Raw genomic sequence first — 23,808 nt, 5'->3', positions numbered from 1 at the left:
GGAAGACATGCCCGAAATTGCCGGCAAAAAGGTCCTGGTAGCGGTGAGTAACCGCGGCGTCGAACAGGACGAACTGAAAATCCCGGTCGAAAAACTGCGCGCGGCCGGGGTCGACGTCACGATCGCGGCACCCGAAGCCGGCGACGTGGAAACCCTGGTCGGGGACTGGGACCGGGGCGAAAAAATCCCGGTGGACAAGTCTTTGCCGGATGTTTCCGACGGCGACTACGACCTGCTGGTCCTGCCCGGCGGGACCCTGAACGCGGACCAGCTGCGGCTGGACCCGGACGCCCAGGGCATCGTGCGGTCCTTCTCCGAATCCGGCCGGCCGATCGCCGCCATCTGCCACGGACCGTGGCTCCTGGTCGAAACCGGGCGCACCCGCGGCAAGACCCTCACCTCCTACGTCTCGCTCAAGGCGGACATCATGAATTCCGGCGGCCACTGGGACGACGAACCCGTGGTGATCGACCGCGAGCACGGCTGGACCCTGGTCACGTCCCGCAACCCGGGCGATCTGGACCAGTTCGTGGCCGCCGTCATGGACGTCCTGGCCGAAACCCCTTGAGCCCGGACGTTACGCCCGTGCAGCCCCCTTCCGCGCCGCCCGTGCCGGCCCCGCAGAAGGGAACCGGCCCCATCGCCGACATGGATGCACGCCTGCCCTTGGCTTGGCCGGAGGTCACGCCGGCGCAGGGCAGCGTGGTGCTGCGCCAATTCCGCAGCGACGACGCCCATCTGGCGTTGGAGTTGGCCCGGGATCCGTACATCCCGCTGATCAGTTCCATCCCTTCGCCGTGCCGGGAGGACGACGCGGTGGAGTGGATCCTGCGCCAGAACGGCCGGTTCACCTCCGGCGCCGGGTACTCCTTCGCGGTGGCGGACGCGGAGTCGGATCGGGCAGTGGGCCAGATCGGACTGTGGCTGACCTACCTGCCGGAAGGCCGGTCGACCGCCGGCTACCTGATGGGCCCGGCATACCGGGGGCAGGGCCGGGCGGCGGATGCGCTCGCGGCGCTCGCGGCCTTCGCCTGGACCATCCCGGAACTGCACCGGCTGGAGCTTTACATCGAGCCCTGGAACAACGCCTCGATCCGGACCGCCGAATCCGCAGGTTTCAGCCGCGAGGGCCTGCTGCGCAGCTACCAAACCGTCGGCGGGGTGCGCCGGGACATGCTGCTCTATGCCGCGGTCCGCCCGCAGGCCTAACCCATTCCCGTATATACCGGGCAGCTATACCATGTTGCCGTGCCGAACGCACCGGGTGCGTTATGCCAGAACCTGCACCTGCGAAAACTGAAGGGTATGACGGGCCGGCGGCGCCTGGCCGCCAGCCTGCCGTTTCTGTCACAGGAGTGTGTGCCATGAGCGATTTGTTGAGGTGGCCGCCGTTCGAGCGCCGCTCGCCCTTCGAATTGGCGGAGCCGTTCCGCCGCTTTTTCGAGGGTGAACAGGAAAAATCCATGATTCGGGTGGAGGAGGAAATCAAAGACAACGTCCTGACCATCCGCGCCGAACTGCCGGGCATCGACCCGGAGAAGGACGCCGAGATCTCCGTCTCCGAGGGACAGTTGCATATCCACGCCGAGCGCCACGAGCGGAAGGAGCAGAAGGAGAAGGGCAGCTACCGCTCGGAGTTCCGCTACGGATCCTTCTCCCGCAGCGTGCCGCTGCCCCAGGGCGTCAAAGACGAGGACATCACCGCCACCTACCGGGACGGAGTGCTCGAGATCAAGGCCCCTGTTCCCCAGGTGGAGGTGGAAACGCCGCGACAGAAAATACAGGTCAGGCGCGGGTAGGGCGCCGGTTGCGTCAGCGCCCGGCAACTACGTCAGCCGCCCCACAACTACGACGACGGTGCCCGCTAAGTCGGGCACCGTCGTCGTAGTTTCGAGAGAGGGAGAATCAGAGGTTGATCTTGACGTCCGCCTTCTCACGCAGGTCCGTGACCAGGGCCTGGGTGGCTTCGGTTTCCTTCTGCGCCTGAATCTGCTGCTCCAGGTTCGGGCGCATTTCCTTCATCGAGGGGACCTCGGCCTTCTGGCCGGTCTGTTCGCCCATCTGCTCCTGCTGCTTCTTGGCCTGCTCGTAGGCGGCCTTCAGCTCGTCCTCGGTGGGCTTGGCGTTGCCGGCCTCCTCGGCAATCAGTTTGTCCACCCGGACCTGGGTTTCCATCTCGGCATTGACCTCGTCCTCGGTCATGCCCTGTTCCTTGATGGCGGCCATGAGCTCGTCCACGGTCTTGAACTGGTTGGCCTTCGCCATCTCCTCCAGTGAGGCCTGCACGTCCTTGTCGGACGCCTTGATCCCGCGGTTGTCCGCTTCCTGAATCAGCAACTGCGTGCCGACCATGGCCTCGGCCGTCTGCTGCTTCAGCGCGTCCTGGTCCACGTCCTGCCCCGTCATCTGGGACTGCATGGCCATCTGCTGGAACTGCCCTTCGTACGCGGCGGTGAACTTGTCCTTCGGGATCTCCGTCCCGTTGACCACGGCCACCACGTCCGGGATGCCTTCAAGATCCGGCTCCGGCAGCTGGGCCTGCCCTTCCGCACCCGCGCCGGCTTCCGCGGAGGCCGCCGGGCTCGAACCGCTCTCCTCCGCCGGCGACCCGCCACAGGCGGTGAGGACGGCGATGGAGCCGGCAACGGCCAGGCTCATTAACCACTTCTTAGTCACTCTGTTCTCCCATCTCGGTGCATAAGTGAGCGACACTACTGGGCCAGCATGTGTGTTGCCGTGGCGAAAGCTGGGAGAAACCTAGGCAAAAGCGGAGGGAGGGCGACGGTGGCTGGCGGTAGGGCGCGCGTACGCTGTGTCCATGAAACGCTTCGAGCGATGGTTCCCCGCAGCGGCTTTGGCCGGGCTGGGCGTGGCTGCCCTGCTCTATAAGGGGCAGGACGGCGAATGGCTGCCCGCCATCATCTTCGCCACGCTGCTGCTGGCCGGCGCGTGGGCGGTCAGTCCCTTCTTCGGCAGCCGGCGGGCCGCCCCGTGGACCGCGTTGCGGGACCAAAGCGACGATCCTGGCCGGGTGGTCATCTTCTGGCGGCCCGGCTGCGTCTACTGCCTGCGGCTCAGGGCAACCCTGGGCCGCAACGGCCGGGCCGCCCACTGGGTGAACATCTGGCAGGACCCGGAAGGCGCGGCGTTCGTCCGGCAGCACAACGACGGAAACGAAACCGTTCCCACGGTGTTGCTGGGCGGAGAGGTCGTGACCAACCCTGAGCCCAGCCTTGTCGGCCGGGCCTTGGCCGGCAGGTAAGCGCGGACTCTATCCCCGGTCCGAGCGGCTGAGTACCATGGTGCCTGCAGCCACACGCGCCGAGCGCGGCCGGGCATGTGTACCGCCGGCATTTGACGGACTGGGGCTGCCTGAAGTGCGCCGGCGTCCAGGCTGGCCTCGTTCCTGTTGGGGGCGGGAGCCGGGCCTTGGAGGGCACACTGTGACGGGGAAGCGCACCCAGGGGGAGGTGGCACCATGCGGGTTTCGAATGCCTCTGCCAGTCCCCTTGATGCGACGTTGGAGACCGCTGGGCGGATTGCTGACGCGCTGACGCACGAGAACCCGATAGCCGGGCGCCGGTCCGGCTGCCCGCATCCTGCCAACCCAGCCGTAGGCGCTTAGTCCGGGCACGGTTCCGGCACGCGCTGCGAAAGGACCGTCATGACCGCCCAACCTGTCCCGCCTCCCGCGCCCAGTCCTGCGCCGCCAGCCGCCCGGATGAAGCCGGGACACTGGGTGCTGCTGATCCTCGGCGTGCTGCTGAGCGTCGCCGGGCTGGCCTTGACCATCAGCGCCGCCGTCATTCTGGGTGCCAACGCAGTGCAGGGCGACGGCCGCTACCTGACCGGGCCGACGGAGCAGTACCAGAGCACGGGGTATGCCCTGGTCGGCCCTTCCGTGGTCGTCGACCCCGGGGCAGCGGGGATGCCCAATATTCCGCCGGTCGGAGACCTGGCCAGTTTTCAGGTGCGCGTCACCCCCGTGGTTCCGGACCAAGAGGTGTTCGTGGGCATCGCCGAGGCCTCCGACGCGGCGGCCTATCTGGAGGGCGTCTCCTACACCTCGCTGGGTGACGCCTCCCGGTCCGACGACGGAGACCGGCCGGGGCGCTCGTCGTGGTTCGATGACGACGACGAGGTGACCTCGGAAGGGGACCGCGTGCCGGCCCCGCCCGGCGAGCAGGACTTCTGGACGGAATCGACCTCCGGCAGCGGCCCGCAGCAAGTTGCCTGGGACCTGCAGCCCGGCCGATGGTCGCTCGTCGTGATGAACGCGGACGCCTCCCGCCCGGTGTGGGTGGAGGTGCAGGCAGGGGCACGATCCGATGTGCTGGGACCGGCCGGGAACGGCCTGCTGATCGCCGGACTGGTCGGCCTGGTCATCGGCATTCCCCTCCTGTTGCTCGGTTCCGCCGGCCTGGGCCGCGACATCGATCCCGATCGTTCCCGTCCGGGCCAGCGTCCGGACGGCATGGATCAGTACCGCCGCCCGGGCCAGGGCCCGGGAGCCGCACCGGCCGCGAGCGCCGGGTGGGGACGGTCGACGCAGTCATACCCGGTGCTGGTGACCGGCTTCCTGGATGGCCGGCTCTCGCGCTGGCTCTGGCTCGTCAAGTGGTTGTTGGCGATTCCGCATTACATCGTCCTGGCCGTGCTGTGGTTTGCCGTGCTGGTGGCCACGATCGCGGCCGGGATCGTGATCCTGTTCACCGGGCGTTATCCGAGGTCCTGGTTCTGGTTCAACGTCGGAGTGCTGCGCTGGTCCTGGCGTGTGGGTTTCTACGGGTACTCCGCGCTGGGCACGGACCGGTATCCGCCGTTCACCTTGGCCGCCGCGGACTACCCGGCCAACCTGGACGTGGCGTACCCGCAGCGCCTCTCGCACTGGCTCGTGCTGGTGAAATGGTGGCTGCTGGCCATCCCGCACCTGCTCATTGTCGGCATCTTCACGAGTGGCACCGGTGCGGCCTGGGACCGCGGTTGGGGCAGGGGTTGGGGCGAGGACTCGTATGCGTCCCCGGCAACGTGGGGTCCGTCGCTGCTGGGCTTGCTCGTGCTGATCACCGCGGTGATCCTGCTCTTCAGCAGCCGTTACCGGCAGGAGCTGTTCGACCTGATCATCGGCATCAACCGCTGGGCCTACCGGGTGGCGGCCTACGTCTTGCTGATGCGCGACGAGTACCCGCCCTTCCGCCTGGACCAGGGGCCGGTCGACCCGTCCGCCCCGGGCGCAGCGCAGGGGCCCGTCGATCCGTCGGCCCCGGCCGCAGCGCAAGGGCCCCTCAACCCGGGGGCCGCGACTCAGGGGCAAGGGCCCGTCTACCCGGGGACCGCCCCTCAGGGGCCAGGGCCCGCCAACCCGCAGGAGCCGACAGCCCGGCCGCAAGAACCCGGGACACCCGGAACACCGCCCCCGGGCAACGGGGGACCGGAGCCGTGGACCCGCCCGCCAGGAACGACCTAAGCCAAGAGACTGCTCCTGGCAGCCTTCACCCGCGTTCCTTCTGGCCACGCAGCGGACCCAGCTAGGGTGTGTCTCCGCATTAGGCGAAGCCAGGTAAGGACGAGATTGCTCGCCGATGATTCCGGGCGGCGCCGCTCAGCCGTGTCGACCGTCGCACGCTCCGTCGGGCGCTCCCCGTAGAATCCGATCGGAGAGGGAGGGACAGTTGTGCTGGAACTGACGACGCCCGCATCGTCGATTCGGATCTTGCCGGACGACCGTCCAGCTGATCATCCTGCCGACCGCCAGGGAACTGTACTTCTCCTACCTGCACGAGCGGGCAGGCCTCTCCGGTCCGAAACCGCCGGTTCGCACGCATGACCCGCCGCACCAACGACGCGCTGACCCTGGCCGCCCCAAAAGCATGGGGAGTGTCAACCAGATCCAAATGGGCTCGCGCACTGCCGGTCATCGACGGTTGCGGCTTGGGGGTGCTCCGAGGTGTTCAAGCCGCCACCACGGGTCACATAACAACTTGAGCAAACGCAGCGGATAACCCTGCAGGCCCCAAACCGGTACCCGCTAGTCTTCAGCTGAGACGTTCATTCCAGCAGGAGCGGGTGTATGGAGCGGGGGCGGTTTAAACGGGGAGTCGGCGCGGTCATTGGGGTGACTGCCGCGGGCGCGGCGACGGTGCTTTGGTCCGCCGTTGCCGCAAACGATCGGGAAGCGCCCGCTTCCCCCTCCGAAGGCGTTATTTTCGGGCTTTGGAGCTTCCTCTACGACACGCAGGCTCCTCCCGCGCGGGTGATTCTGGCGGCCGCTGCCCTGGCGCTTCTGCTTGTGACCGGCATAGCGCTGCTCGAGCGGCTCGTGTCGACCAGATCGCGCCGCTCCATCGACCACCGGGCAACTCCCCTGGCTCCGAGGCTGGTGATGGCCGCAACCCGCGGTGTCTACGCAGGCCCAGTCACGGTGACCGTGTTGATTCCGGCCCACAATGAGGAGGCTTCCCTCCCCGAAACCATCGCTTCCCTGCTGGCCCAGTCGCACAAGCCGGAACGAGTCATCGTTGTCGCCGATAACTGCAACGACTCCACCGTCCGACTTGCCGCCGAAGCCGGGGTCGAAGTCTTCGAAACAGTGGACAACACGCAAAAGAAGGCCGGAGCGCTGAACCAGGCGCTCAAGATGCTGCTGCCGGGACAAGGCGACAACGACGTCGTCATGGTGATGGACGCCGACACGAGACTCGATGACGGCTTTCTGGCGGCCGCGGTCCAACGCTTCACAGACGACCGCGCGCTGATGGCTGTAGGCGGGTTGTTTAACGGGGAGGAAGGGCACGGGCTGCTTGGCCAGTTCCAACGCAACGAGTACATCCGTTATGCCCGTGAGATGCGCCGCCGCCGCGGCCGGGTGTTCGTGCTCACCGGCACCGCCTCCCTCTTTCGTCCCGCTGCGCTGCGCGCGGCGGCACTGCAGCGCGGACGGTCGATTCCAGGGAAGCCAGGTGACGTCTATGACACGGCGTCACTGACGGAAGACAACGAACTAACCATCGCGCTGAAGTCTCTCGGCGCCCTAACGATCTCCCCGGCGCAGTGCACGGTCGTCACCGAACTGATGCCCACTTGGCGCACCTTGTGGGCGCAGCGCCTGCGCTGGCAGCGCGGTGCCCTGGAGAACATCGGCGCCTACGGCGTTACCCCCCAGACGCTTCGTTACTGGGCCCAGCAACTGGGCATCGGCTACGGCGTTATTGCCCTGGGCTCCTACCTGCTGCTCATCGCGCTGATGGTGCTCTCACTTGATGATTGGATCTTGTTCCCATTCTGGCTCGGGATGGGTGCCCTGTTCGCCGTGGAACGGACGGCCACGGTGTGGAAGGGCGGCTGGCGGGCACGCCTGCTAGCACTCACGCTGTTGCCCGAACTGTTCTTCGACATGTTTATAAACATCGTCTACGTCAAAGGAATCATCGACATATCCCTGGGCCGGAAGGCCACATGGAAGCACGTCACGCGCCGCGGCCCGGCAGCAGCAAGGGCGGCCCGGTCATGACCGGCGCCTACTTCATACTGTCCGCCGGAATCCTGCTTCCCGAACCGATCCTGCACTCCGAACTGTTTGCGGTCCTAGCGGCCTTCGTTGCCATAAACACCGTCATGTATGCCGCGCTGGCCGTGACCAAGATTCTACCCAAGGTCTACCCCGCCGACTGGATGCGCAGAACCAACCAGCGCTCCGAGACGCGCAGCATCCACCCTGACACGCGCCGGGGGCACGCTCGTTCCGGCGGACGCCGAGCTGACGGAATGGCTGTCCCTGCCCCGCCCGTCGTGGACATGCCACGCCGCGGAACCAGCTAGGGCAGAGGTGTCCGGGCCAGCGCTATCGCCAGGCCGTAGGCCGCCGCCATCACCATGAGCTCGGCGGCGGCCAGCCGGAGGAACGGCCGCAGCGGCGCGGGTCCGGCCGACAGCCCGGGATCCGCCATGGCCGGGAGGCCGACGGGAGCACGTTCCCGGGCAGCAAAGGCGCGCAGCGTCGTGCGGCGATGCAGCCAGCCGCACACAATCAACAGCGCGAACGCCGCCGCCTTGCCCAACACCAGGAACCCGTAGCCGGAGACCAACGCGGCCGGGGCCTGAATCTGGAGCACGGCATTGACCAGGCCGCTGGCAGCCACCGCCGTGGCGCACGCCAGCGCCAGCGCGCTGTAACGCCGCACGGTCCGCAGGAAGTCGTCGGGTGCCCGCAGCGCCAGGTACGCCACGCCCGCCAACCCGCCCGCCCAGACGCCAGCGGCGGATACATGAAGGCCCAGGCTGGCAACCGCCAGGAAGTGTTCGTCGTGGCTGGAGGCGTGGCCTGCCAGCGGCGGCATGGCGAGGGCTGCCACCAGAAGAATCAGGGCCAGTCCCGCGCCGGTCGCCGTGCGCGAGAACCGCGCGGTCGCCGCCGCCACGACCGTCAGTACCGCCTGGAAGAGCAGGACCCTGCCGGGCCTGACCTCCAAGACCACCCGCATCAGCTCCGCGGGGTCCAGTTGGGTGACGGACACGCCGAGCAGTTCGCTCCCGGTAAACCACAGGCGGACCACCACGGCCGGCACCGCGGTGGCTCCCAGCGCGGCCGCCACGACGACCAGCCCCCGGCCGGCAGACGACAGTTCCTGGCTTCCCGCGGGGAGGGCAAGCAGCGCCACGCAGGCGAAGCCGATGGCCAGGACCATGCCGACGGTGGCCAGCAGCGTTGCCGCCGGAAGCGCCCAAGCGGTCGCTGCTCCCGCCGAGGGCAGACCCGGCAGGGGCGGCGCGACCGCGCCTCCCGCGGCAAGTCCCAGGACCATCAGGCCGGCCCCCAGCAGCAGGCAGCAGCCCGCAACAGCCCACATCGGCAGCCGGCGCAGGGGCATAACCGGAGGTTCTGCTGCCGGCTGCGTGCCCGGTTCCGCGTCGGGATGGGTCATTCGTGCAGGATAGGGCGCGCACCCCGCGGCGTCGAGAGGCTGCGGGCCGCCGGTCGCCTTCAACCGTTGTCGCCGCCAACGCGACGGCGGCGGCCGCCCTACGCCCGCTGACGCGGCGGCCGCCGCCGGGTAGGCTGTCCAGCGATGAATACCAACGAGATACTGCTGCAGCGCAACGGCCGCCTGGGCCACATCGTCCTGAACCGCCCGAAGGCCATCAACGCCCTCAACGACTCGATGATCACGTCGATCACGGCGGCCCTCCGCGAGTGGGCCGAGGACGACGCCGTCGAGACCGTCCTGATTTCCGGCGCCGGGGAACGGGGATTGTGCGCCGGAGGCGACATCGTGGCCATCTACCGGCACATGAAGGACGGCGGCGACCAGCTCTTCTGGGAAGACGAGTACCGGATGAACTCGCTGATCTCCCGTTACCCGAAGCCGATCGTGGCGTTCATGGACGGCGTGGTGCTCGGCGGCGGCGTCGGAGTGTCGGCACACGCCTCCTACCGGGTGGTGACCGAGCGGACCAAGGTCGGCATGCCGGAGACCCGGATCGGGTTCATTCCCGACGTCGGGGGCTGCTTCCTGTACTCGAGGGCACCGGGGGAGCTCGGCACCCACCTCGCGCTGACCGCAGGCACCGGGACCGGAGCCGACGCCATCGTGATGGGCCTGGCCGACTACTTCGTGGACAGCGCCGAGTTGCCGGCCCTGGCGGCCGCGCTCGCCGAGGCCCCCGCGATTGAGGCGATGGCGGCCTTCTCCCACACGGACGTCCCGGCGTCGGACCTGGACAAGGAACGCCACTGGATCGACGAGTGCTACGCCTACGACGACGCCGAGCAGATCCTCGCCGCCCTGCGGCACTCGCCGGTCCCGGCCGCGCGCGCCGCCGCCGAGGAGATCGCCCTGAAATCGCCCACCGCCGTGAAGCTCGCGCTCGAGGCACTCCGCCGGGCGGGCAGGATGGACACGCTGGAGGAGGTGCTCGACCAGGACTACCGCCTGGGCATCCGGCTGGTCGCCGCTCCGGACTTCGCCGAGGGCGTCCGCGCCCAGGTGATCGACAAGGACCGCAATCCGCGCTGGAACCCGGCCACGCTCGCGGAGGTGGACCGTGCCGCCGTCGAGTCCTACTTCGCGGACCTCGGCGAGGACGAACTGGGCCTGGCCGCATCCGTTGCGGCACAACCAGCCGCGGGCAGCTAGACGAACGGCGCGGGCCCCGGAAACCGGGAACCCGCGCCGTCGAGCCTTTACTACTTCTTGTCGTCTCCGGTCATCCGCTGGCTCAGGTAGACCGGGATCATCGACACGATGATCAGCACGGCAGCGATCACGTTAACCACCGGCGCCTGGTTGGGCCGGGCCATGTTGTTGAAGATCCAGATGGGCAGGGTCTCGGTTCCGGGCGGGGCCGTGAAGGTGGTCACCACGATCTCGTCGAAGCTCAACGCGAAGGCCAGGAGGCCGCCGGCTACGAACGCCGAGCGGAAACCCGGGAACGTGACCTGGAAGAAGGTCTTGACCACGTTGGCGCCCATGTCCATGGCGGCCTCTTCCAGGCCCTTGTTCATCCGGCCCAGCCTGGCCTGCACGTTGTTGAACACCATCACGATGCAGAACGTCGCGTGGCCCACGATCACCGAGAACAGCCCGAGGCCGATGCCCAGCGGTTCCAGCACCGTCTTGAACGTGTTGTTCAGCGCCACGCCGGTGACAATGCCCGGCAGTGCGATGGGCAGCACCACCAGCAGGTTGACCGTGTTCTTCCCGAAGAAGTCGTACCGGGAGAGCGCGAACGCGATCATGCTGCCCAGCAGCAACGCAATCACGGTGGCTACCGTGGCCACGCGCAGCGAGGTCCAGAGCGCCTCGCGCACGCCCTCGTTGCGGAAGGCGGCTTCCCACCAGCGGGTGGTGAATTCGGTGATCGGAAACGCGCCGGAGGTGGTGGCGTTGAAGGAGTTGACGATCACCAGCAGCAGCGGCAGGTAGATGGCGGCCATCACCAGCCCGGCGAACAGGCGCAGGGTGACCTTGGCGGAGGAGGAAAGTCTCATCGGTGAAGTTCCTAAAGCTGCTTGAGGGCGCCGGACTTGCGGGCCAGGAAGAGGTACAGGACAACCACCACGATGGGCACGGTGCCGAACGCGGCGGCCAACGGCGGATTGAGGTTGATGTTGGAGGCGATCACCGTGCCGATCACCTGCGTTTTCCCGCCGACGAACTGCGCCGCGATGTAATCGCCCAGGCTCAGCGAGAAGGTGAAGATGGATCCGGCGATGAACGCCGGCTTCAACAGCGGGACGGCCACGGTGCGCACTGTGGACCAAGCCTTCGCGCCCAGGTCCGAGGAAGCGTCGAACAGGTTGTCCGGGATCTGGCGGAAGGCCGAGTACACCGGCACCGCCATGTACGGGAACCACAGGTAAGCCAGCGTGACCACCAGCGCCGCGGTGCCGTAGCCCGGCCCGGTCATGCCCAGCGGGGCCAGCAGCCAGTCCAGCGGGCCGCCGCTGGAGAACGTGATGCGCCAGGAGAACACCTTCACCAGGTAGCCGGCCCACAGCGGCAGCGTGATGCCGATGGCCAGCACCGCGCGCATCCGCGGCGAGGCGACCTTGGCCATGTACAGTCCCAGCGGCAGCGCCAACGCGGCGCACAGCACGGTCACGGCCAGCGCGATGCCGATGGTCCGCAGCGCGGTGAACTGATAGGCCGGCACGGTGAGGATCTCCACGAAGTTCTCCACGGTGAACGCGGGGATCACCTTGGAGGTGAAGGAGTCGGTGGTCCAGAAAGCGGTGATGAACAACAGGATCAGCGATCCGATGTACAGCACGCCCAGCCAGGCCAGCGGCAGGGTCAGGAGCGCGGTCAGCCGCAGTTTGGGCCGGGCGTAGAGCAGTCGGGAGATCCGGTCGCCCAGTCCGCTGCGCTCGCTGCCCGGCGCCGAGGCGCTGCGGGCTGCGGCCTCCGGTTCGATCGTTGGTGCTGCCATGGTGGTTTCGGCGGGCCTGCCCGCCGTTCCTCCTTCAGATGCGGTGCTGATCAGGATGCGTGTGCACGGCCGGCGGGGACACCGCCGTCGTGCTGGGAATGCCTCCACAGCAGGGGCACGACGGCGGTGCTCACCGCGCGCCGCGCCCCTGCCATGGGGAGGGTGCTGGAGGGAGGGACTAGCCCTTGACCTCGGTCCAGGCCTTGGTCCACTCCTGGTAGTTGGTGCACGTGGTGTCGGTGCGGCCGTCAATGCACTGCTCCACCGGGGTGGTCCACATCCACACCTGCTTGTAGTACTCCTCGTCCGTGGCGTGGTAGGTGGCGCAGTGCTCCTCGTTCTCCTTGGAGCCTTCGCACGCCAGCGCGTTGGCCGGGGCCATGCCAAAGTTCTGGGCCATCTTGGCGTTCACCTCGGCGGAGGAGGCCCAGTCCATCCACTGGTAGGCGCAATTGGGGTTCTTGGACTGCGCGGAGAGCATCCACGTGTCGGACCAGCCGGTGGCGCCTTCCTTCGGCAGCACGGACTCAACCTTTCCGCCGTCGGCCTGGGCGATGTTCACGATGACCTGCCAGCCCGTGCCCAGGGACGCGGTCCCGGAGGAGATGGAGGAGACGGCCTTGAGCGCGTCGTTCCAGTACTCGCCGGCGATGCCGTTCTGGGTCTTGAGCAGTTCCACCGCTGCGGCCAGCTGCTCCTTATCCAGCGCGTAGGGGTTGGTGATCCCCAGCTCCGGCTGGGTGGCCATCAGGTAGAGGGCCGCGTCGGCGATGAAGATCGGCGAATCGTAGGCCATGATCTCGCCGGCGTACTCGCTGTTCGGGTCCCAGGTGGCTTCCCACGAGTCAGGGGCTTCGGGCACCGCCTCGGTGTTGTACATCAGGACGTTGGCGCCGCGGCCGATGGGAACGCCGTAGGTCTTGCCGTTGAGCGTGTCGTAGATCTGGCCCTTCAGGCCGTCCACGATGTGGCCGAAGTTCGGGATCAGATCGGTGTTGATCGGGGCCACGTCGCCGCCGGCAATGAGGCGCAACGAGGCATCGCCGGAGGCCGAGACCAGGTCGTACTCGCCGGTGCGCATCAGCTGGACCATCTCGTCGCTGGTGGCGCCGACCTTGCGGTTGACCTTGCACTGGGTCTCTTTTTCGAACTCGGTGACCCAGTCGGCGTCGGGGTTGGTGGAGCCGTCCTCGACGAAGCCGGCCCAGGCGATGATGTTGACTTCGCCCTCGGACTCGCCCACCTCGGTGGCGGCCGGGATGTCAGGGACCTGGATGCCGCCGCCGGCGGACGAGGCGGGAGTGGAGCCCCCGCAGCCGGCCAGGACCAGCGAAAGCGAGGCGAGTGCCGCCAGCGGCAGTGCCTTGGTGATCTTCATGGAGTACCTTTCCTTCAGGGTGCGTAGTGACGGAGTTGGTGCGGGACTAGACGGTGTAGTTGAAACGGGAAGACCACTGCAGCCGGACCCGGTCGCCGCGCTGGGCGCCGGAGGCGCGGGCATCGTTCGGCTCCTGGACAATCAGGGTCTGCCCGACGGCGGTGCGTGCCACGAAGCGGGTGGCGGGACCGGTGTAGATGACCTCCTCGATCAGCGCTTCCACGGTGGAGAGGCCATCGGCTTCCACGGGCTCGTCGAGGCGGCGGATGTGGATGCGCTCCGGCCGGATGCTCAGCAGGGCGTCGGAGCCGGTGAGCTGTTTGGCCAAGGCGCCCTCCACCAGGTTGGTGTTGCCGAGGAAGGAGGCGACGAACCGGCTGCCGGGGCGCTCGTACAGGTCCTCGGGCGTGCCCACCTGTTCCACCACGCCTTCGTTGAACACGGCGACCCGGTCCGAGAGTGTGAGCGCTTCTTCCTGGTCGTGGGTCACGAAGACGAACGTGATGCCCACTTCGCGCTGGATTTGCTTCAGTTCCACCTGCATCTGTTCGCGCAACTGCTTGTCCAGCGCGCCGAGGGGCTCGTCCAACAGCAGCACCTGCGGACGCAGGACCAGTGCCCGCGCCAGGGCAACACGCTGACGCTGGCCGCCGGAGAGCTGCGAGGGCAGCCGGTCGGCCACCCGGGGCAGGCGGATCATCTCCAGCGCCTCGTTCACCAGCCTGCGGCGCTCGCTCCGGGGCGTCTTGCGCAGCTTGAGCCCGTACTCCACGTTCTGCGCCACGCTCAGGTGCGGGAAGAGCGCGTAGTCCTGGAACACGGTGTTGACGTCGCGTTCGAACGGCGCCTTGCGGGTGACGTCGCGACCGGCCAGATCGATGCGGCCGGAGGTGGGGAGTTCGAAGCCGGCGATCATGCGCAGCACGGTGGTCTTCCCGGAGCCGGAGGGGCCCAGCAAGGAGAAGAACTCGCCCTGGCGGATGTCCAGGTCCAGACCTTTGACGGCGGTGAAGTCGCCGAAGGTCTTCGCGACCTGCTGCAGGGAGATGGCAGGCGTGGCGGAGGCCCCCGTGCTGTCCGGCGCGGTGGTTGCGGAGGTGGCTGTGGCTTGCACGGCTGGGTCCTTTCAAGAGGGCTGATGTGGCGTGGACTACATCGTCTTGCGTTAACATATGAAACCAGAGGTTAAATGTAAAGCGGGTCACATCGGGTAGATTTCTTGTTACGGCCCGTTCCGGCCGCAGGCGCTCCGCCGCGTCCTGCCGTCCTGCGGGCGGTCCGTCTGGAAGGATCGACGCATGCCCAAGGAATCACCGCCACGCCAGCGCTTGCTCGCCGCGGTCTTCGCCCCGCTGGGCGAGGGCGGCAAGGCGCAGCGCGTGGAGGACCGGATCCTGGAAGGGATTGCCGCGGGTGTGCTGGCCGACGGCGACCGGCTGCCCAGCGAGGCCGAGCTGGCCTCCTCCTTGGGCGTGGCCACGGTGACGGCCCGGGAAGCCTTGGTGGGCCTGCGATCCCGCGGGCTTGTGGCCACCCGGCGGGGCCGCGACGGAGGCACCTTCGTTACCGTCCCCACCGGACGGCGTGCGGAACTGGTCCGCGACCGCCTGGGCCGGATGAGCCGGGTGGAGCTGCGCGACCTGGCTATCCATTACCGTGCCATTGCGGCGACCGCCGCCGAACTGGCGGCGGATTTTGCCGATCCCGACGACGCCGAAATGCTGCGCCGGATCCTGCATGCTTCCCGGTCAACAGGCACCGGCGGCGCCGTCGTCGGCGATTTCCTGCTGGAGTTGGCAGCCTTGAGCCAGTCGGCGCGGCTGACGCGTGAATTCGTCCGGCTCTATAAGGACTTTGGTCCGTTGTTGTCGGTGCTCCACGAGGACGCAGAGTTCGACGCCACGATGGTGCAGATGTGCGACCGCATTGCCGACGCGGTTGCCGCAGCCGATGCCGCCACGGCGCGCACAACCGTGACCGAACAAATCCAGACCGGATTGGCGGCGCTGATCGACGAACACGCCCGGCTGACCGACCGGCCCGCCGGCCCGACCCGCGCTACCGCCCAAAGGAGGACGGGATGAACTCCATGGCCCAACCGGTATCAGCACGTGCGGCGGATCCGCTCGCCGAGGTCACCGGATTCTTCGAAGACATCCTGGCCGAAGTGAACGCGTGGGTGCCCGCCTTGGCCGGGTTGTTTGAGGATCCGGCCCGGCCGCCGGGCGGCAAGCAGGTGACCGCGACCATGCAGCCGCTGGTCGCTGAGCTGGTGGGGAGGGAGGAAAGGCCCGTGGTCGGCGCCGGCTTTGTGGCCGCCGCCCACGCGGTGGCCGACGCTTCCTGGCACATGGCGTGGTGGCAGGGCGAGAGCATGGAGCGGCTGGTCTTGCCCGCCCTGGCATCGGCCTCCGACGCCTACACGCGGCGTGAGTGGTTCACCCGGCCGATGGAAACCGGCCTGCCGCATGTCACCGGACCCTACGTGGACTTCCTCTGCACTGACGAATACACCATGACCATGACGGTCCCGGTCTCGGTGGGGGACCGGCGCGTCGGCGTGGCGGGCGCCGACGTCTTTGTCGAATCGCTGGAACCGCTGCTGCTGCCGGCGCTGAAGAACCTGCACCCGGCCGCGGCCCTGGTCAATCGTGCCGGCCGGGTGGTGGTTTCCGCCGACGCCCAGCTGGCCGCCGGCACGCTGCTGGCGCCGGGTGCCGTCCCGGCGACCGGTCCGGCGGCAGGGAGGATCGGCGATCCGGGAAGCCAAGCCGCTCCGGCCCGCCCCCGGACGGTGCCGCCCCGCGGCGACCGGTACAACGAGGTGGAACTGGTTGTGCTGGACTGCGGCCGGCTGCCGCTGGCGGTTGTGTACCCGCAGGCCTAACGGCCAGACCGGCGGAGCACGTCGTGGCTTAAAGGCTGTCCCCTGGAAGCCGGGCCGGGATCGTGCCAGCCGCGATCAGGTGCCGGCGTCCCGCTGGCCCGGGGCGTTTGCCTCGTGGTTTCGGAGCCCGTGGGTGCGCCGGTCCTCTTTCATGGCGGCTTCGAACAGGTGCTTGCGGCCGCCGGCCAGCGTTTCACGTGCCTGCCGCTCCAGCTCCTTGAAGGGACCGTAGTAGATCTCGTCGTACTCGTCGATGATCTGGAACGTCCAATGCCCCTCGATGACGTTGCGGCCCACGATCTCCCGGTCGACGCGCTCGGCCAGTTGCCGGTGTCCGGCCTTGCGCAGCAGCTCCACCGCCTCGCCCAGCGCCAAGTCGGCCGTACCGGTGAGCCGGTGAAAGCCGTACAGCAGGCCGCGGGCGTGTTCCACCGCTTCCAGCGCCTCCGAAATCTTGCCCAGGGCCTCAAGGGTGGCGTCGTCGAGGCCCTCGGGGCGCCGGTACTTTTCGGCGGGCACGTCGTCAGGTCGCTTTGTCATGGTGCACTCTTTCCGGTTGTCGCGTCACCGGCAGCCCCGAGTCCGGCGGCCCCCAGCCCGGCAGCGTTGCGTCCGGCGGCCGAGTCCGCGGCGGTCGCCTCGCCCCCAGCCCCGAGCGCGGATGCACGGCGGATGATGTTGCGGGCCATGGAGGGGAAGATCAGCCCGTGGAACGGGAGCACCAGCCACCAGTAGAGCTTGCCGGAGAGCCCGGTGGGGAAGTAGATGGCGCGCTGCCGGTAGACGCTGCCGCCGTCCGCGGGGACCACCGACAGTTCCAGCCAGGCCTGACCCGGCACCTTCATCTCGGCGTGCAGCCGCAGCAGCCGGCGCTCGGGCGCGTCCTCAATGGCCTCCACCCGCCACCAGTCAACGGCGTCGCCCACGCTGAGCCGGTCGGCATGCCGCCGGCCGCGGTTGAGTCCGGCGCCGCCCACCAGTTTGTCCAGCACGCCCCGGATGGCCCAGGCCGCGGGCCACGAGTACCAGCCGCTGTCCCCGCCGATCCCCTGGATCACCCGCCAGACGTCCTCGGCGGCGACGGCGGAGCCGCGTTCCCGCGCGTCCACGAAGACGGTGCGGCCCGCCCACTCAGGGTCGCTGGGCAGCGGGTCCGACGGCGGGCTGTTGGAGGCGTTGGTCCAGCTGGTTTCCACCTCGCCGCTGGCCATCTTCCCCAGCGCCAGCTGCACCGCGCGGCGGTACCCGGTCAGTCCGCCCTCGGGCGGCGGGATGTAGCGGTCGATGTCGTGTTCCGCGGAGACGGCGTCGTGCTGGAGGGACTGCACCAACGGCACGGCCATGGCGTGCGGGATCGGAGTCGTCAGCGCCACCCACCAGCCGGCCAGCGCGGGAGCCGGAATCGGCAGGGCATAAATCAGCCGCCGCGCCAGCCCGGCCTCGCGCGCGTACCCGTACATCAGTCCCGCGTAGGTGATCCGTTCCCGTGAGCCGATGTCGAAGGTGCGGTTCAGCCCGGCCGGCAGCTCCGGCGCCCGTTCCAGGTAGTGCAGCACATCGCTGATGGCTATCGGCTCCACGGTGCGCCGCACCCAGCTGGGCGCCGGCATGACCGGCAGGTTTTCGGCCAGATGCCGGATCATCTCGAAGGAGGCGGAACCGGAGCCGATCACGACGCCGGCCTGGAAGACCGCCGCCGGCACCTCGCCTTCCAGCAGCGTCCGGCCCACGGCAGCCCGCGAACGCATGTGGCGGGACAACTCGACGTTCTCCGGATGCAGCCCGCCCAGATAGACGATCCGTTGCGACCCGGCCGCGGCGGCAGCGGCCGCAACCGTGTGCGCTATCGCGAGTTCGCGCCCTTCATAGTCGTTCCCGGAGGCCATGGAGTGCACCAGGTAGAACACCGTCTGCACGCCGGCGCAGGCCAGCTTGGCGTCGTCGGCGTCGGCGAGGTCGCCGGCAACAACGTCCACGTCGTCGTGCCACGGAACGGCCGCGAGCTTGCCCGGTGAGCGGACCAGGACGCGCACGGCGTAGCCGCGGGCCAGCAGCCGCGGAACCAGCCGCCCGCCAATGTAGCCGGTGGCGCCGGTGACCAGCACCAGTTGCGGCGTCGGTTCCGGTGGAGTGGCCATGACGCCATGCTTCCACCCGCGCCGGGCCCTGTCACGGGGTCAAGGGCCCGGAAAGCGCCGGACGTCAGTCCCTGGAGCGCGGCTCTGCGCCGCTCAGCCCGCGCCGCAGCAGGTACGGCAGGATCCACAGCAGGAAGAACATTGCCACCAGCACGCCGCCGCCCACCGCCAGGGCGGGGACGTCGCCGGCGATCACGTCCACGATGAACGCCACACAACCGGTGGCCAGCAGCCCGATCCCCAGCACCGCGACCCTCACGATCCGGTGCCCGTGCGCCACGGTCGCGTCTTTGAGGTGCAGCCCGAACAGCTGGCGGTGGATCGCCACCGGCGTGAGGATCACGCCGGTCATGAGCGCCGCAAGCACCAGCAGCGCGATGTACAGGCTCACCTGGTACGGGGCCAGATCGCTGAAGCGGCTCTGGAACGGAAGCGTCATCAGGAACGCGGTGATGATCTGCGCGCCGGTCTGCATCACCCGCAGCTCCTGCAGCAGCTCGTTCCAATTCCGGTCCAGCTTCTCCTCGAAGGTCTCGGTCCGGCCCTTTGAATGTTCGTTAACGCGATCTTCCGTAGCCATAGGAAAAACTTAGCGTCTCCGGCCGCTCTCCACTCAACCGGGGGAAGTACGACGGCGGGGCGCATCCCGAGGGGAGAGACGCCGCCAAAAAAAATTTCCATGAAAGTGCATCCAAATACCCCGCCCGGACAGTAGTAGGGGTGTAAGCACCGATCAGCCCGGAGCACCCGGGCCGTTGAAGGAGAACAAAATGCGCAAGAGCATCGTTACGGTTTCAGCCCTGGGGCTTCTGGCACTCGGCGCGGCAAGTCCCGCCCAGGCGGCCGAACAGGAAGCCCAGCTCTCGGTCCTGCACGGCGTCCCCGATTTGACCGTGGACGTGTGGGTGAACGGCGAACGGACGCTGGATGACTTCGCTCCCGGCGACCTGGCCGGTCCGCTGGCACTGCCCGCGGGCGAGTACTCGCTGGCCATCACCGCCTCGGACGCCGAGAACGCCGACAGCCCCGCCATCGGCCCGGTGGATGTCCAACTGGCAGGCGGCGGCAACTACACCGCCGTGGCCAACCTGGACGCCGAGGGCAATCCCACCGCCAACCTTTTCACCAACGACGTCTCGGCCATTGAGGCCGGCAAGGGCAAGCTGACCGTGCGCCACACGGCCGCCGCCCCCGCCGTCGACGTGCTGGCCGGAGGATCCCCGGTGATCCAGGGCCTGTCCAACCCGGACGAGCAAACCCTCACCCTCGACCCGGGCACCATCTCCGCTGCGGTGGCCGCGGCGGGCACCACCGAACCGGTGATCGGGCCGGCCGACGTGCCGGTGGCGGAGGGCACCCACACGATTGTCTACGCCTGGGGCAGCCTGAATGACGGCAACCTGGCCCTTGCGGTGCAGAACATCGAAGGACTGCATTCCGCGCCGGGCGCCGTGCCGGGCGGCATGGCGGGCGCGGCCGCAGAGGCCGGCCCGGACTACACCATCGCCGCGGTTGCCGGCGGAGCAGTGCTGCTGCTCCTCGGCACCGGCGCAGTCGCCCGTCGCAAGCAAGCGGTTCGCACCACCGACTAACTGCGACGGGTCCGAAAAGAAGCCGGCGGCGCCAGCCCGGGGCGCCGCCGGCTTCCATCGCTTTAGCACCGGCAACCATCGCTTCGGCACCTGCAACCACCCCTCGAGGAAAGAATCATGACAACCGTACCGACGACGACGATGGGCACCCGCGCAGGGCTCCTGTGCTGCGGCGTCTTGATCGCCGCTACCGGCTGCGCCGCACCGATGCAACCCGCCGCGGGCCGGCAACTGGTTCCGGCGGCCTCCCCGGCAGCTGTTGGAAACCCCGCAGGGCCGGGCGAAACCGCGGTCCCGGCGGTCGACAAGATCCCCGACCCTGCCGACATTCCGGTGCGGCTGGCCGCACCACTGACCGCCGCCAATCAGGAGACGCCGCCCACCCGGCTGGTCGTGGCCGGCACGTCAATCGATGTGAGCGTCGTCGACGTCGGCGTCACAACGGGTAACGCCATGGAGATCCCCGAGTCGGTGGAGCAGGCGGGTTGGTACCGCTACGGTGCCGCGCCGGGCGACCGGACGGGGACCGCGGTCATAGCGGCCCACGTTGACACCTTGGCGGGCCTGGCTCCCTTCTCCGAACTGAGGCAGCTGGAGCAGGGCACCCGCATCACGGTGGAACGGGCTGCCGCCGGTCCCGTGACCTACCGTGTCGCCGAGGTGGCGCTGATGGACAAGGACGATTTCGACGGAAACGGCATCTTCCGCCGCGATGGACAACCGCTGCTCAAGCTGGTCACCTGCGGTGGCCAATGGCTGGACGCGCGAGAGGATTACAGCCACAATGTGGTTGTCACGGCAGTTCCCGACTGACTTTTCCGGTCCCGCAACAACTGTTCGCGTGGCGTTTCCTCCGACCAACCGGAAGGACGCAGGCTTGGTACCTCATCCTTTCGAAGCGTGGGACACGAACATTGACGCAGCCTTCGCGGCGGGTGAGGAGGCTGCCATCGCCGATGCCTACCGGCACCTGGCCCCGCTCGTCCACACGCTGGCCTCCAGGGCCCTGCAAGACAAGTCCGCGGCGGACGATATCACCCAGGAAGTATTCATCCGGGCGTGGCGATCGCGGGAAGGATTCGATCCCGCGCTCGGCCGGTTGCCCGCATGGATCGTTGGGATCACCCGCCGCGCCATCGCCGATGCCTATTCCTCCGCCGCCCGCGAGCAGCACAAACTGCGGGCCGTTTCGGCGGTCATGCCGGACCCCGCATTCGCCCGGGACTCTCAGTCGCCGGAGGTCCTCGCTGACCGCCTGCTGCTGGACGATGAGCTGGAGCGGCTGGGTGAACCCAAGGGCTCCATCATGCGCCTGGCGTTCTACGAGGATCTGACCCACGAGCAGATCTCCCACCGGCTGGACCTACCCGTTGGTACCGTCAAGAGCCATATTCATCGCAGTTTGCACCACCTGAGGAGCCGATTGGAGGTCGACCATGCAGCATCTTGAACCGGAACTGATCAGCTTGCTGGCGCTGGACGACGCCGTCGGCAACCAATCGGACAGGGACCATCTGCGCCGCTGCAGCCAGTGCGCTGAGGAGTACCAAGCGCTGCGCCGCGCGGTGGAGGCGGTCAGGGCCAACCCCGAACCAACCCTCGAGCCGCCGGATCCGGCGGTGTGGGAAACCATTCACCGGGAACTCGCGCTTTCCCCCGAACTGGCCGCGGACCCATTGCAGGGTCGTACGGAAACAGCGCCGGCCGGGCGCCGGCCGGCCCGGACCGCCTCATCCCGGGGGGTATCTGCCAAGCCCAAGGCTGCCCGGCGCCTCCCCGCCGGGCCTCCGTCCTCCCGGCGCGTGTCCTCCCGGCACCTGCCCGCCTGGCTGGCCGCGGCGGCCGCGGTGGCGATCGTCGCCGCCATCGGCATCTCCTGGGGCGTCACCCGCAACGCCGCCACGCTGGCGCAGGCGCAGTTGGAACCGCTGGAGCAGTACGCGGCCACCGGAACGGCCCGGGTAGTGGAAGCCAACGGCACTAGGGAACTCGAGATCCGGCTGAGCGAGAACGAGGCGCAGGGATACCAGGAGGTGTGGTTGATAGCACCGGATTTGTCCGCCCTGGTCAGCCTCGGTGTGATGGACTCGGACACCGGCAGGTTCGCCATCCCGGACGGACTGGACCTGTCGCGGTTCCCCATCGTCGACGTTTCGGACGAACCGCTGGACGGAAACCCCGAGCACTCCAGCGTCAGCATCGTCCGCGGCACCCTCGACACCTAGCCGTCCCTCCGGTAACGACAGGAAGGTCCCGCAGCGCACCCGAACATCCGTCGACAGCCGGAGGAACCATGCAGCAGCAAACGGAGACGAGGACCGGGCGGGCCGTGCCGATCCTGGTGTTGGCCAGTTCCCTGGCGGCCATCGTTGCCGCCTTTTGGGGCAGCGGGGCGCTTATGGGAACGCCGATCCAGGAGGCGGCAGGGGGTTGGCTGAATGAGGACTCGACGCCGCTGGCCCCGGCCTCGGCCGCCTTCCGCATCTGGTCGCTCATTTACCTGGGCCTGCTGGCCTACGCGGTGTGGCAACTGTTGCCGGCGCAGCGGCAGTCGGAACGGCACGCGGCCCTGCGTCCCTGGGCGGTGGCGGCCATGCTCCTGAACGCTGCCTGGATCTGGGTGGTGCAGGCCGGCCTGTTGGTGTTCAGCCTCACGGTGATCGTTGTCCTGCTGGCGGTGCTGGCGCGCATCCTCGTGCTGCTGGTCTGGTCGACGTCCGGCGCGTGGCTGGACACCCTGATCACCGACGGCACCTTCGGGTTGTATCTGGGCTGGGTCACCGTGGCCACGGTCGCCAACACCTCCGCCGTCCTCGCCGCGTCCGGGCTGGACGGCTTGGGGCTGCCGGTCACCTTGCTGTCCTCCATCGTGCTTGCCGTCGCGGCGGCGGTGGGCGTCGGAACCGCCCTGTACAGCCGCGGCCGGCTCGCGCCGGCGCTGGCCACCGCCTGGGGCCTGGCCTGGATCGCCGTCGGGCGCCTGGACGGTGGGCTGGTGGACGAAGGCACCGCGATTGCGGCCGGCATCTGCGCCGCGGTGGTGCTGCTCTCCGCCGTCGTCATCCGGTTCATTGCCAGGGGAGCGCCGGGAGATTAGTAAGGGTGCTGAATTTCGCCCTTGGCTGACGGACATGGCTCCGACGGGACGAAACCGCCGGCCATGGCTAGGTTGGGAATAGCAGCACGCCGACAAGCGGCAGCACCTACACAAGGAGGTTTCTCATGGCGGAAACGAACCGATCGAAGGCAAGCTACACCGTACCGGGGCTCGAACTTGAAGAGGGTGTCAAGGTCGCCGACCTCTTGCAGATGCGGCTTCACGCCCTCAACGACCTGCAGCTGACGCTCAAGCACGCACATTGGAACGTGGTGGGCCGCGACTTCATCGGCGTCCACGAAATGCTGGACCCGCAGATCGAAAAGGTCCGCGCGATGATCGACGAGACCGCCGAGCGCATCGCCACCCTGGGCGTCTCGCCGAACGGTTTGCCCGGCGCCCTGGTCAAGGAGCGCAGCTGGGACGACTACGACATCCACCGTGCCGGGACCGCCGAGCACCTGGCCGCCCTGGACGTCGTGTACAACGGCGTGATTTCCGACCACCGCGAGGCCATCGAAACCGTCGGCGAGATCGATCCGGTCACGGAGGACATGCTGATCGGCCAGACCGCCGAGCTGGAGCTCTTCCAGTGGTTCATGCGCGCACACCTGGAAAACAGCGCCGGCGAACTGGCGACCGAAGGCGCCAAGACCGAAAAGGGCGCGGCCAAGAAGACCAAGTAGGCCGGCGGCGCCCTCCGGCGCGCCTCGCCGCATCCAGGGCCCGGCGGCACCCCCCCAAAAGTGCCAACCAGACCACCTCCGTACCCCCAGACCGCAGACCAC

Annotated in this window: 25 protein-coding genes; 16 read left to right on the top strand and 9 right to left on the bottom strand. The window is 68.3% G+C overall.

Going from position 1 to position 23,808, the window contains the following annotated elements:
* Positions 1-7: 7 nt before the first annotated feature.
* The 3 genes from AC5RVG_RS15835 to AC5RVG_RS15825 all read left to right on the top strand — a co-directional run bounded on the left by AC5RVG_RS15835 (position 8) and on the right by AC5RVG_RS15825 (position 1,799).
* The gene (locus tag AC5RVG_RS15835) at positions 8-568 is read left to right on the top strand and encodes a type 1 glutamine amidotransferase domain-containing protein (RefSeq protein WP_494014603.1); all 561 of its coding nucleotides are present in this window, start codon (positions 8-10) and stop codon (positions 566-568) included.
* 80 nt (positions 569-648) lie between these two features.
* Positions 649-1,209, top strand: a complete 561-nt coding sequence (locus tag AC5RVG_RS15830) for a GNAT family N-acetyltransferase (RefSeq protein ID WP_494014602.1) — start codon at positions 649-651, stop codon at positions 1,207-1,209.
* 155 nt (positions 1,210-1,364) lie between these two features.
* The gene (locus tag AC5RVG_RS15825) at positions 1,365-1,799 is read left to right on the top strand and encodes an Hsp20/alpha crystallin family protein (RefSeq protein ID WP_494014601.1); all 435 of its coding nucleotides are present in this window, start codon (positions 1,365-1,367) and stop codon (positions 1,797-1,799) included.
* Between the two features lie 106 nt (positions 1,800-1,905).
* Here AC5RVG_RS15825 and AC5RVG_RS15820 read toward each other — a convergent pair whose 3' ends face one another.
* Positions 1,906-2,658 carry a SurA N-terminal domain-containing protein gene (locus tag AC5RVG_RS15820; protein ID WP_494001672.1) on the bottom strand — a complete coding sequence of 251 codons (753 nt, stop codon included), beginning with the start codon at positions 2,656-2,658 and terminating at the stop codon, positions 1,906-1,908.
* Positions 2,659-2,818: 160 nt separating this feature from the next.
* On the opposite strand from AC5RVG_RS15820, the gene AC5RVG_RS15815 reads away from it, so the two are divergent.
* The 4 genes from AC5RVG_RS15815 (at position 2,819) to AC5RVG_RS15800 (ending at position 7,818) form a co-directional block, all read left to right on the top strand.
* Positions 2,819-3,262, top strand: a complete 444-nt coding sequence (locus AC5RVG_RS15815) for a glutaredoxin family protein (RefSeq protein ID WP_494014600.1) — start codon at positions 2,819-2,821, stop codon at positions 3,260-3,262.
* A 402-nt stretch (positions 3,263-3,664) separates the two neighbouring features.
* On the top strand, positions 3,665-5,467 hold the full coding sequence (locus AC5RVG_RS15810) for a DUF4389 domain-containing protein (protein ID WP_494014599.1): 1,803 nt from the start codon (positions 3,665-3,667) through the stop codon (positions 5,465-5,467).
* Positions 5,468-6,115: 648 nt separating this feature from the next.
* Positions 6,116-7,510 carry a glycosyltransferase family 2 protein gene (locus AC5RVG_RS15805; protein ID WP_494014598.1) on the top strand — a complete coding sequence of 465 codons (1,395 nt, stop codon included), beginning with the start codon at positions 6,116-6,118 and terminating at the stop codon, positions 7,508-7,510.
* Positions 7,456-7,818 (top strand): hypothetical protein, encoded by a 363-nt coding sequence (locus tag AC5RVG_RS15800; RefSeq protein ID WP_494014597.1) that lies wholly within the window; start codon positions 7,456-7,458, stop codon positions 7,816-7,818. Before AC5RVG_RS15805 ends, AC5RVG_RS15800 begins: the two co-directional genes overlap by 55 nt.
* Here AC5RVG_RS15800 and AC5RVG_RS15795 read toward each other — a convergent pair.
* Positions 7,815-8,921 carry a copper resistance D family protein gene (locus tag AC5RVG_RS15795; protein WP_494014596.1) on the bottom strand — a complete coding sequence of 369 codons (1,107 nt, stop codon included), beginning with the start codon at positions 8,919-8,921 and terminating at the stop codon, positions 7,815-7,817. The two genes, AC5RVG_RS15800 and AC5RVG_RS15795, sit on opposite strands and share 4 nt — an antisense overlap.
* Positions 8,922-9,065: 144 nt before the next feature.
* On the opposite strand from AC5RVG_RS15795, the gene AC5RVG_RS15790 reads away from it, so the two are divergent.
* A complete protein-coding gene (locus AC5RVG_RS15790; protein ID WP_494014595.1) occupies positions 9,066-10,133 on the top strand; it encodes an enoyl-CoA hydratase/isomerase family protein in 1,068 nt (355 codons plus the stop codon).
* Positions 10,134-10,183: 50 nt separating this feature from the next.
* On the opposite strand, the gene AC5RVG_RS15785 is transcribed toward AC5RVG_RS15790, so the two are convergent.
* The 4 genes from AC5RVG_RS15785 to AC5RVG_RS15770 all read right to left on the bottom strand — a co-directional run bounded on the left by AC5RVG_RS15785 (position 10,184) and on the right by AC5RVG_RS15770 (position 14,420).
* The gene (locus tag AC5RVG_RS15785; RefSeq protein ID WP_493968560.1) at positions 10,184-10,987 is read right to left on the bottom strand and encodes an ABC transporter permease; all 804 of its coding nucleotides are present in this window, start codon (positions 10,985-10,987) and stop codon (positions 10,184-10,186) included.
* An 11-nt stretch (positions 10,988-10,998) separates the two neighbouring features.
* Complete coding sequence (locus AC5RVG_RS15780; RefSeq protein WP_494014594.1) at positions 10,999-11,928, bottom strand: ABC transporter permease; 930 nt, start codon at positions 11,926-11,928, stop codon at positions 10,999-11,001.
* Between the two features lie 178 nt (positions 11,929-12,106).
* Positions 12,107-13,306, bottom strand: a complete 1,200-nt coding sequence (locus tag AC5RVG_RS15775; protein ID WP_494014593.1) for an ABC transporter substrate-binding protein — start codon at positions 13,304-13,306, stop codon at positions 12,107-12,109.
* Positions 13,307-13,352: 46 nt separating this feature from the next.
* Positions 13,353-14,420 (bottom strand): ABC transporter ATP-binding protein, encoded by a 1,068-nt coding sequence (locus AC5RVG_RS15770; RefSeq protein WP_494014592.1) that lies wholly within the window; start codon positions 14,418-14,420, stop codon positions 13,353-13,355.
* A gap of 184 nt (positions 14,421-14,604) precedes the next feature.
* On the opposite strand from AC5RVG_RS15770, the gene AC5RVG_RS15765 reads away from it, so the two are divergent.
* Entirely contained in the window at positions 14,605-15,390 is a 786-nt protein-coding gene (locus tag AC5RVG_RS15765; protein ID WP_494014591.1) for a winged helix-turn-helix domain-containing protein, read from the top strand.
* Positions 15,387-16,193 (top strand): cache domain-containing protein, encoded by an 807-nt coding sequence (locus AC5RVG_RS15760; RefSeq protein WP_494014590.1) that lies wholly within the window; start codon positions 15,387-15,389, stop codon positions 16,191-16,193. Before AC5RVG_RS15765 ends, AC5RVG_RS15760 begins: the two co-directional genes overlap by 4 nt.
* A 75-nt stretch (positions 16,194-16,268) precedes the next feature.
* On the opposite strand, the gene AC5RVG_RS15755 is transcribed toward AC5RVG_RS15760, so the two are convergent.
* The 3 genes from AC5RVG_RS15755 to AC5RVG_RS15745 form a co-directional block, all read right to left on the bottom strand.
* The gene (locus AC5RVG_RS15755) at positions 16,269-16,733 is read right to left on the bottom strand and encodes a hypothetical protein (protein ID WP_494014589.1); all 465 of its coding nucleotides are present in this window, start codon (positions 16,731-16,733) and stop codon (positions 16,269-16,271) included.
* Positions 16,730-18,331: an SDR family oxidoreductase gene (locus tag AC5RVG_RS15750; protein WP_494014588.1), complete on the bottom strand. Its 1,602-nt coding sequence runs from the start codon at positions 18,329-18,331 to the stop codon at positions 16,730-16,732. The genes AC5RVG_RS15755 and AC5RVG_RS15750 overlap by 4 nt, the downstream gene beginning before the upstream one ends.
* A gap of 64 nt (positions 18,332-18,395) precedes the next feature.
* Complete coding sequence (locus AC5RVG_RS15745; RefSeq protein ID WP_494014587.1) at positions 18,396-18,911, bottom strand: DUF6328 family protein; 516 nt, start codon at positions 18,909-18,911, stop codon at positions 18,396-18,398.
* A gap of 190 nt (positions 18,912-19,101) precedes the next feature.
* On the opposite strand from AC5RVG_RS15745, the gene AC5RVG_RS15740 reads away from it, so the two are divergent.
* From AC5RVG_RS15740 to AC5RVG_RS15715, 6 genes are all read left to right on the top strand, one after another.
* The gene (locus tag AC5RVG_RS15740) at positions 19,102-19,923 is read left to right on the top strand and encodes a DUF4397 domain-containing protein (RefSeq protein ID WP_494014586.1); all 822 of its coding nucleotides are present in this window, start codon (positions 19,102-19,104) and stop codon (positions 19,921-19,923) included.
* 117 nt (positions 19,924-20,040) lie between these two features.
* Positions 20,041-20,736 (top strand): class F sortase, encoded by a 696-nt coding sequence (locus tag AC5RVG_RS15735; RefSeq protein ID WP_494014585.1) that lies wholly within the window; start codon positions 20,041-20,043, stop codon positions 20,734-20,736.
* A gap of 64 nt (positions 20,737-20,800) precedes the next feature.
* Positions 20,801-21,373 (top strand): RNA polymerase sigma factor, encoded by a 573-nt coding sequence (locus AC5RVG_RS15730; protein WP_494014584.1) that lies wholly within the window; start codon positions 20,801-20,803, stop codon positions 21,371-21,373.
* Complete coding sequence (locus tag AC5RVG_RS15725; protein WP_494014583.1) at positions 21,360-22,148, top strand: anti-sigma factor; 789 nt, start codon at positions 21,360-21,362, stop codon at positions 22,146-22,148. Before AC5RVG_RS15730 ends, AC5RVG_RS15725 begins: the two co-directional genes overlap by 14 nt.
* 68 nt (positions 22,149-22,216) lie before the next feature.
* Positions 22,217-23,020, top strand: a complete 804-nt coding sequence (locus AC5RVG_RS15720; protein WP_494014582.1) for a TspO-related membrane protein — start codon at positions 22,217-22,219, stop codon at positions 23,018-23,020.
* Between the two features lie 125 nt (positions 23,021-23,145).
* The gene (locus AC5RVG_RS15715) at positions 23,146-23,706 is read left to right on the top strand and encodes a Dps family protein (RefSeq protein WP_494014581.1); all 561 of its coding nucleotides are present in this window, start codon (positions 23,146-23,148) and stop codon (positions 23,704-23,706) included.
* Positions 23,707-23,808 lie beyond the last annotated feature (102 nt).

The organism is Arthrobacter senegalensis (assembly GCF_059091765.1).
The sequence above is the reverse complement of the archived record's forward strand: the minus strand, read 5'-3'. Positions and strand labels throughout refer to the sequence as shown.

Excerpts from the sequence above, each read along its gene's own strand:
- AC5RVG_RS15810 (WP_494014599.1), top strand. The coding sequence starts at position 3,665 with ATGACCGCCCAACCTGTCCCGCCTCCCGCGCCCAGTCCTGCGCCGCCA.
- AC5RVG_RS15765 (WP_494014591.1), top strand. The coding sequence starts at position 14,605 with ATGCCCAAGGAATCACCGCCACGCCAGCGCTTGCTCGCCGCGGTCTTC.
- AC5RVG_RS15800 (WP_494014597.1), top strand. The coding sequence starts at position 7,456 with ATGGAAGCACGTCACGCGCCGCGGCCCGGCAGCAGCAAGGGCGGCCCG.
- AC5RVG_RS15825 (WP_494014601.1), top strand. The coding sequence starts at position 1,365 with ATGAGCGATTTGTTGAGGTGGCCGCCGTTCGAGCGCCGCTCGCCCTTC.
- AC5RVG_RS15830 (WP_494014602.1), top strand. The coding sequence starts at position 649 with ATGGATGCACGCCTGCCCTTGGCTTGGCCGGAGGTCACGCCGGCGCAG.
- AC5RVG_RS15755 (WP_494014589.1), bottom strand. The coding sequence starts at position 16,733 with ATGACAAAGCGACCTGACGACGTGCCCGCCGAAAAGTACCGGCGCCCC.
- AC5RVG_RS15775 (WP_494014593.1), bottom strand. The coding sequence starts at position 13,306 with ATGAAGATCACCAAGGCACTGCCGCTGGCGGCACTCGCCTCGCTTTCG.
- AC5RVG_RS15820 (WP_494001672.1), bottom strand. The coding sequence starts at position 2,658 with ATGAGCCTGGCCGTTGCCGGCTCCATCGCCGTCCTCACCGCCTGTGGC.
- AC5RVG_RS15780 (WP_494014594.1), bottom strand. The coding sequence starts at position 11,928 with ATGGCAGCACCAACGATCGAACCGGAGGCCGCAGCCCGCAGCGCCTCG.
- AC5RVG_RS15795 (WP_494014596.1), bottom strand. The coding sequence starts at position 8,921 with ATGACCCATCCCGACGCGGAACCGGGCACGCAGCCGGCAGCAGAACCT.
- AC5RVG_RS15835 (WP_494014603.1), top strand. The coding sequence starts at position 8 with ATGCCCGAAATTGCCGGCAAAAAGGTCCTGGTAGCGGTGAGTAACCGC.
- AC5RVG_RS15715 (WP_494014581.1), top strand. The coding sequence starts at position 23,146 with ATGGCGGAAACGAACCGATCGAAGGCAAGCTACACCGTACCGGGGCTC.
- AC5RVG_RS15785 (WP_493968560.1), bottom strand. The coding sequence starts at position 10,987 with ATGAGACTTTCCTCCTCCGCCAAGGTCACCCTGCGCCTGTTCGCCGGG.
- AC5RVG_RS15750 (WP_494014588.1), bottom strand. The coding sequence starts at position 18,331 with ATGGCCACTCCACCGGAACCGACGCCGCAACTGGTGCTGGTCACCGGC.
- AC5RVG_RS15815 (WP_494014600.1), top strand. The coding sequence starts at position 2,819 with ATGAAACGCTTCGAGCGATGGTTCCCCGCAGCGGCTTTGGCCGGGCTG.
- AC5RVG_RS15745 (WP_494014587.1), bottom strand. The coding sequence starts at position 18,911 with ATGGCTACGGAAGATCGCGTTAACGAACATTCAAAGGGCCGGACCGAG.
- AC5RVG_RS15790 (WP_494014595.1), top strand. The coding sequence starts at position 9,066 with ATGAATACCAACGAGATACTGCTGCAGCGCAACGGCCGCCTGGGCCAC.
- AC5RVG_RS15740 (WP_494014586.1), top strand. The coding sequence starts at position 19,102 with ATGCGCAAGAGCATCGTTACGGTTTCAGCCCTGGGGCTTCTGGCACTC.
- AC5RVG_RS15760 (WP_494014590.1), top strand. The coding sequence starts at position 15,387 with ATGAACTCCATGGCCCAACCGGTATCAGCACGTGCGGCGGATCCGCTC.
- AC5RVG_RS15720 (WP_494014582.1), top strand. The coding sequence starts at position 22,217 with ATGCAGCAGCAAACGGAGACGAGGACCGGGCGGGCCGTGCCGATCCTG.
- AC5RVG_RS15725 (WP_494014583.1), top strand. The coding sequence starts at position 21,360 with ATGCAGCATCTTGAACCGGAACTGATCAGCTTGCTGGCGCTGGACGAC.
- AC5RVG_RS15735 (WP_494014585.1), top strand. The coding sequence starts at position 20,041 with ATGACAACCGTACCGACGACGACGATGGGCACCCGCGCAGGGCTCCTG.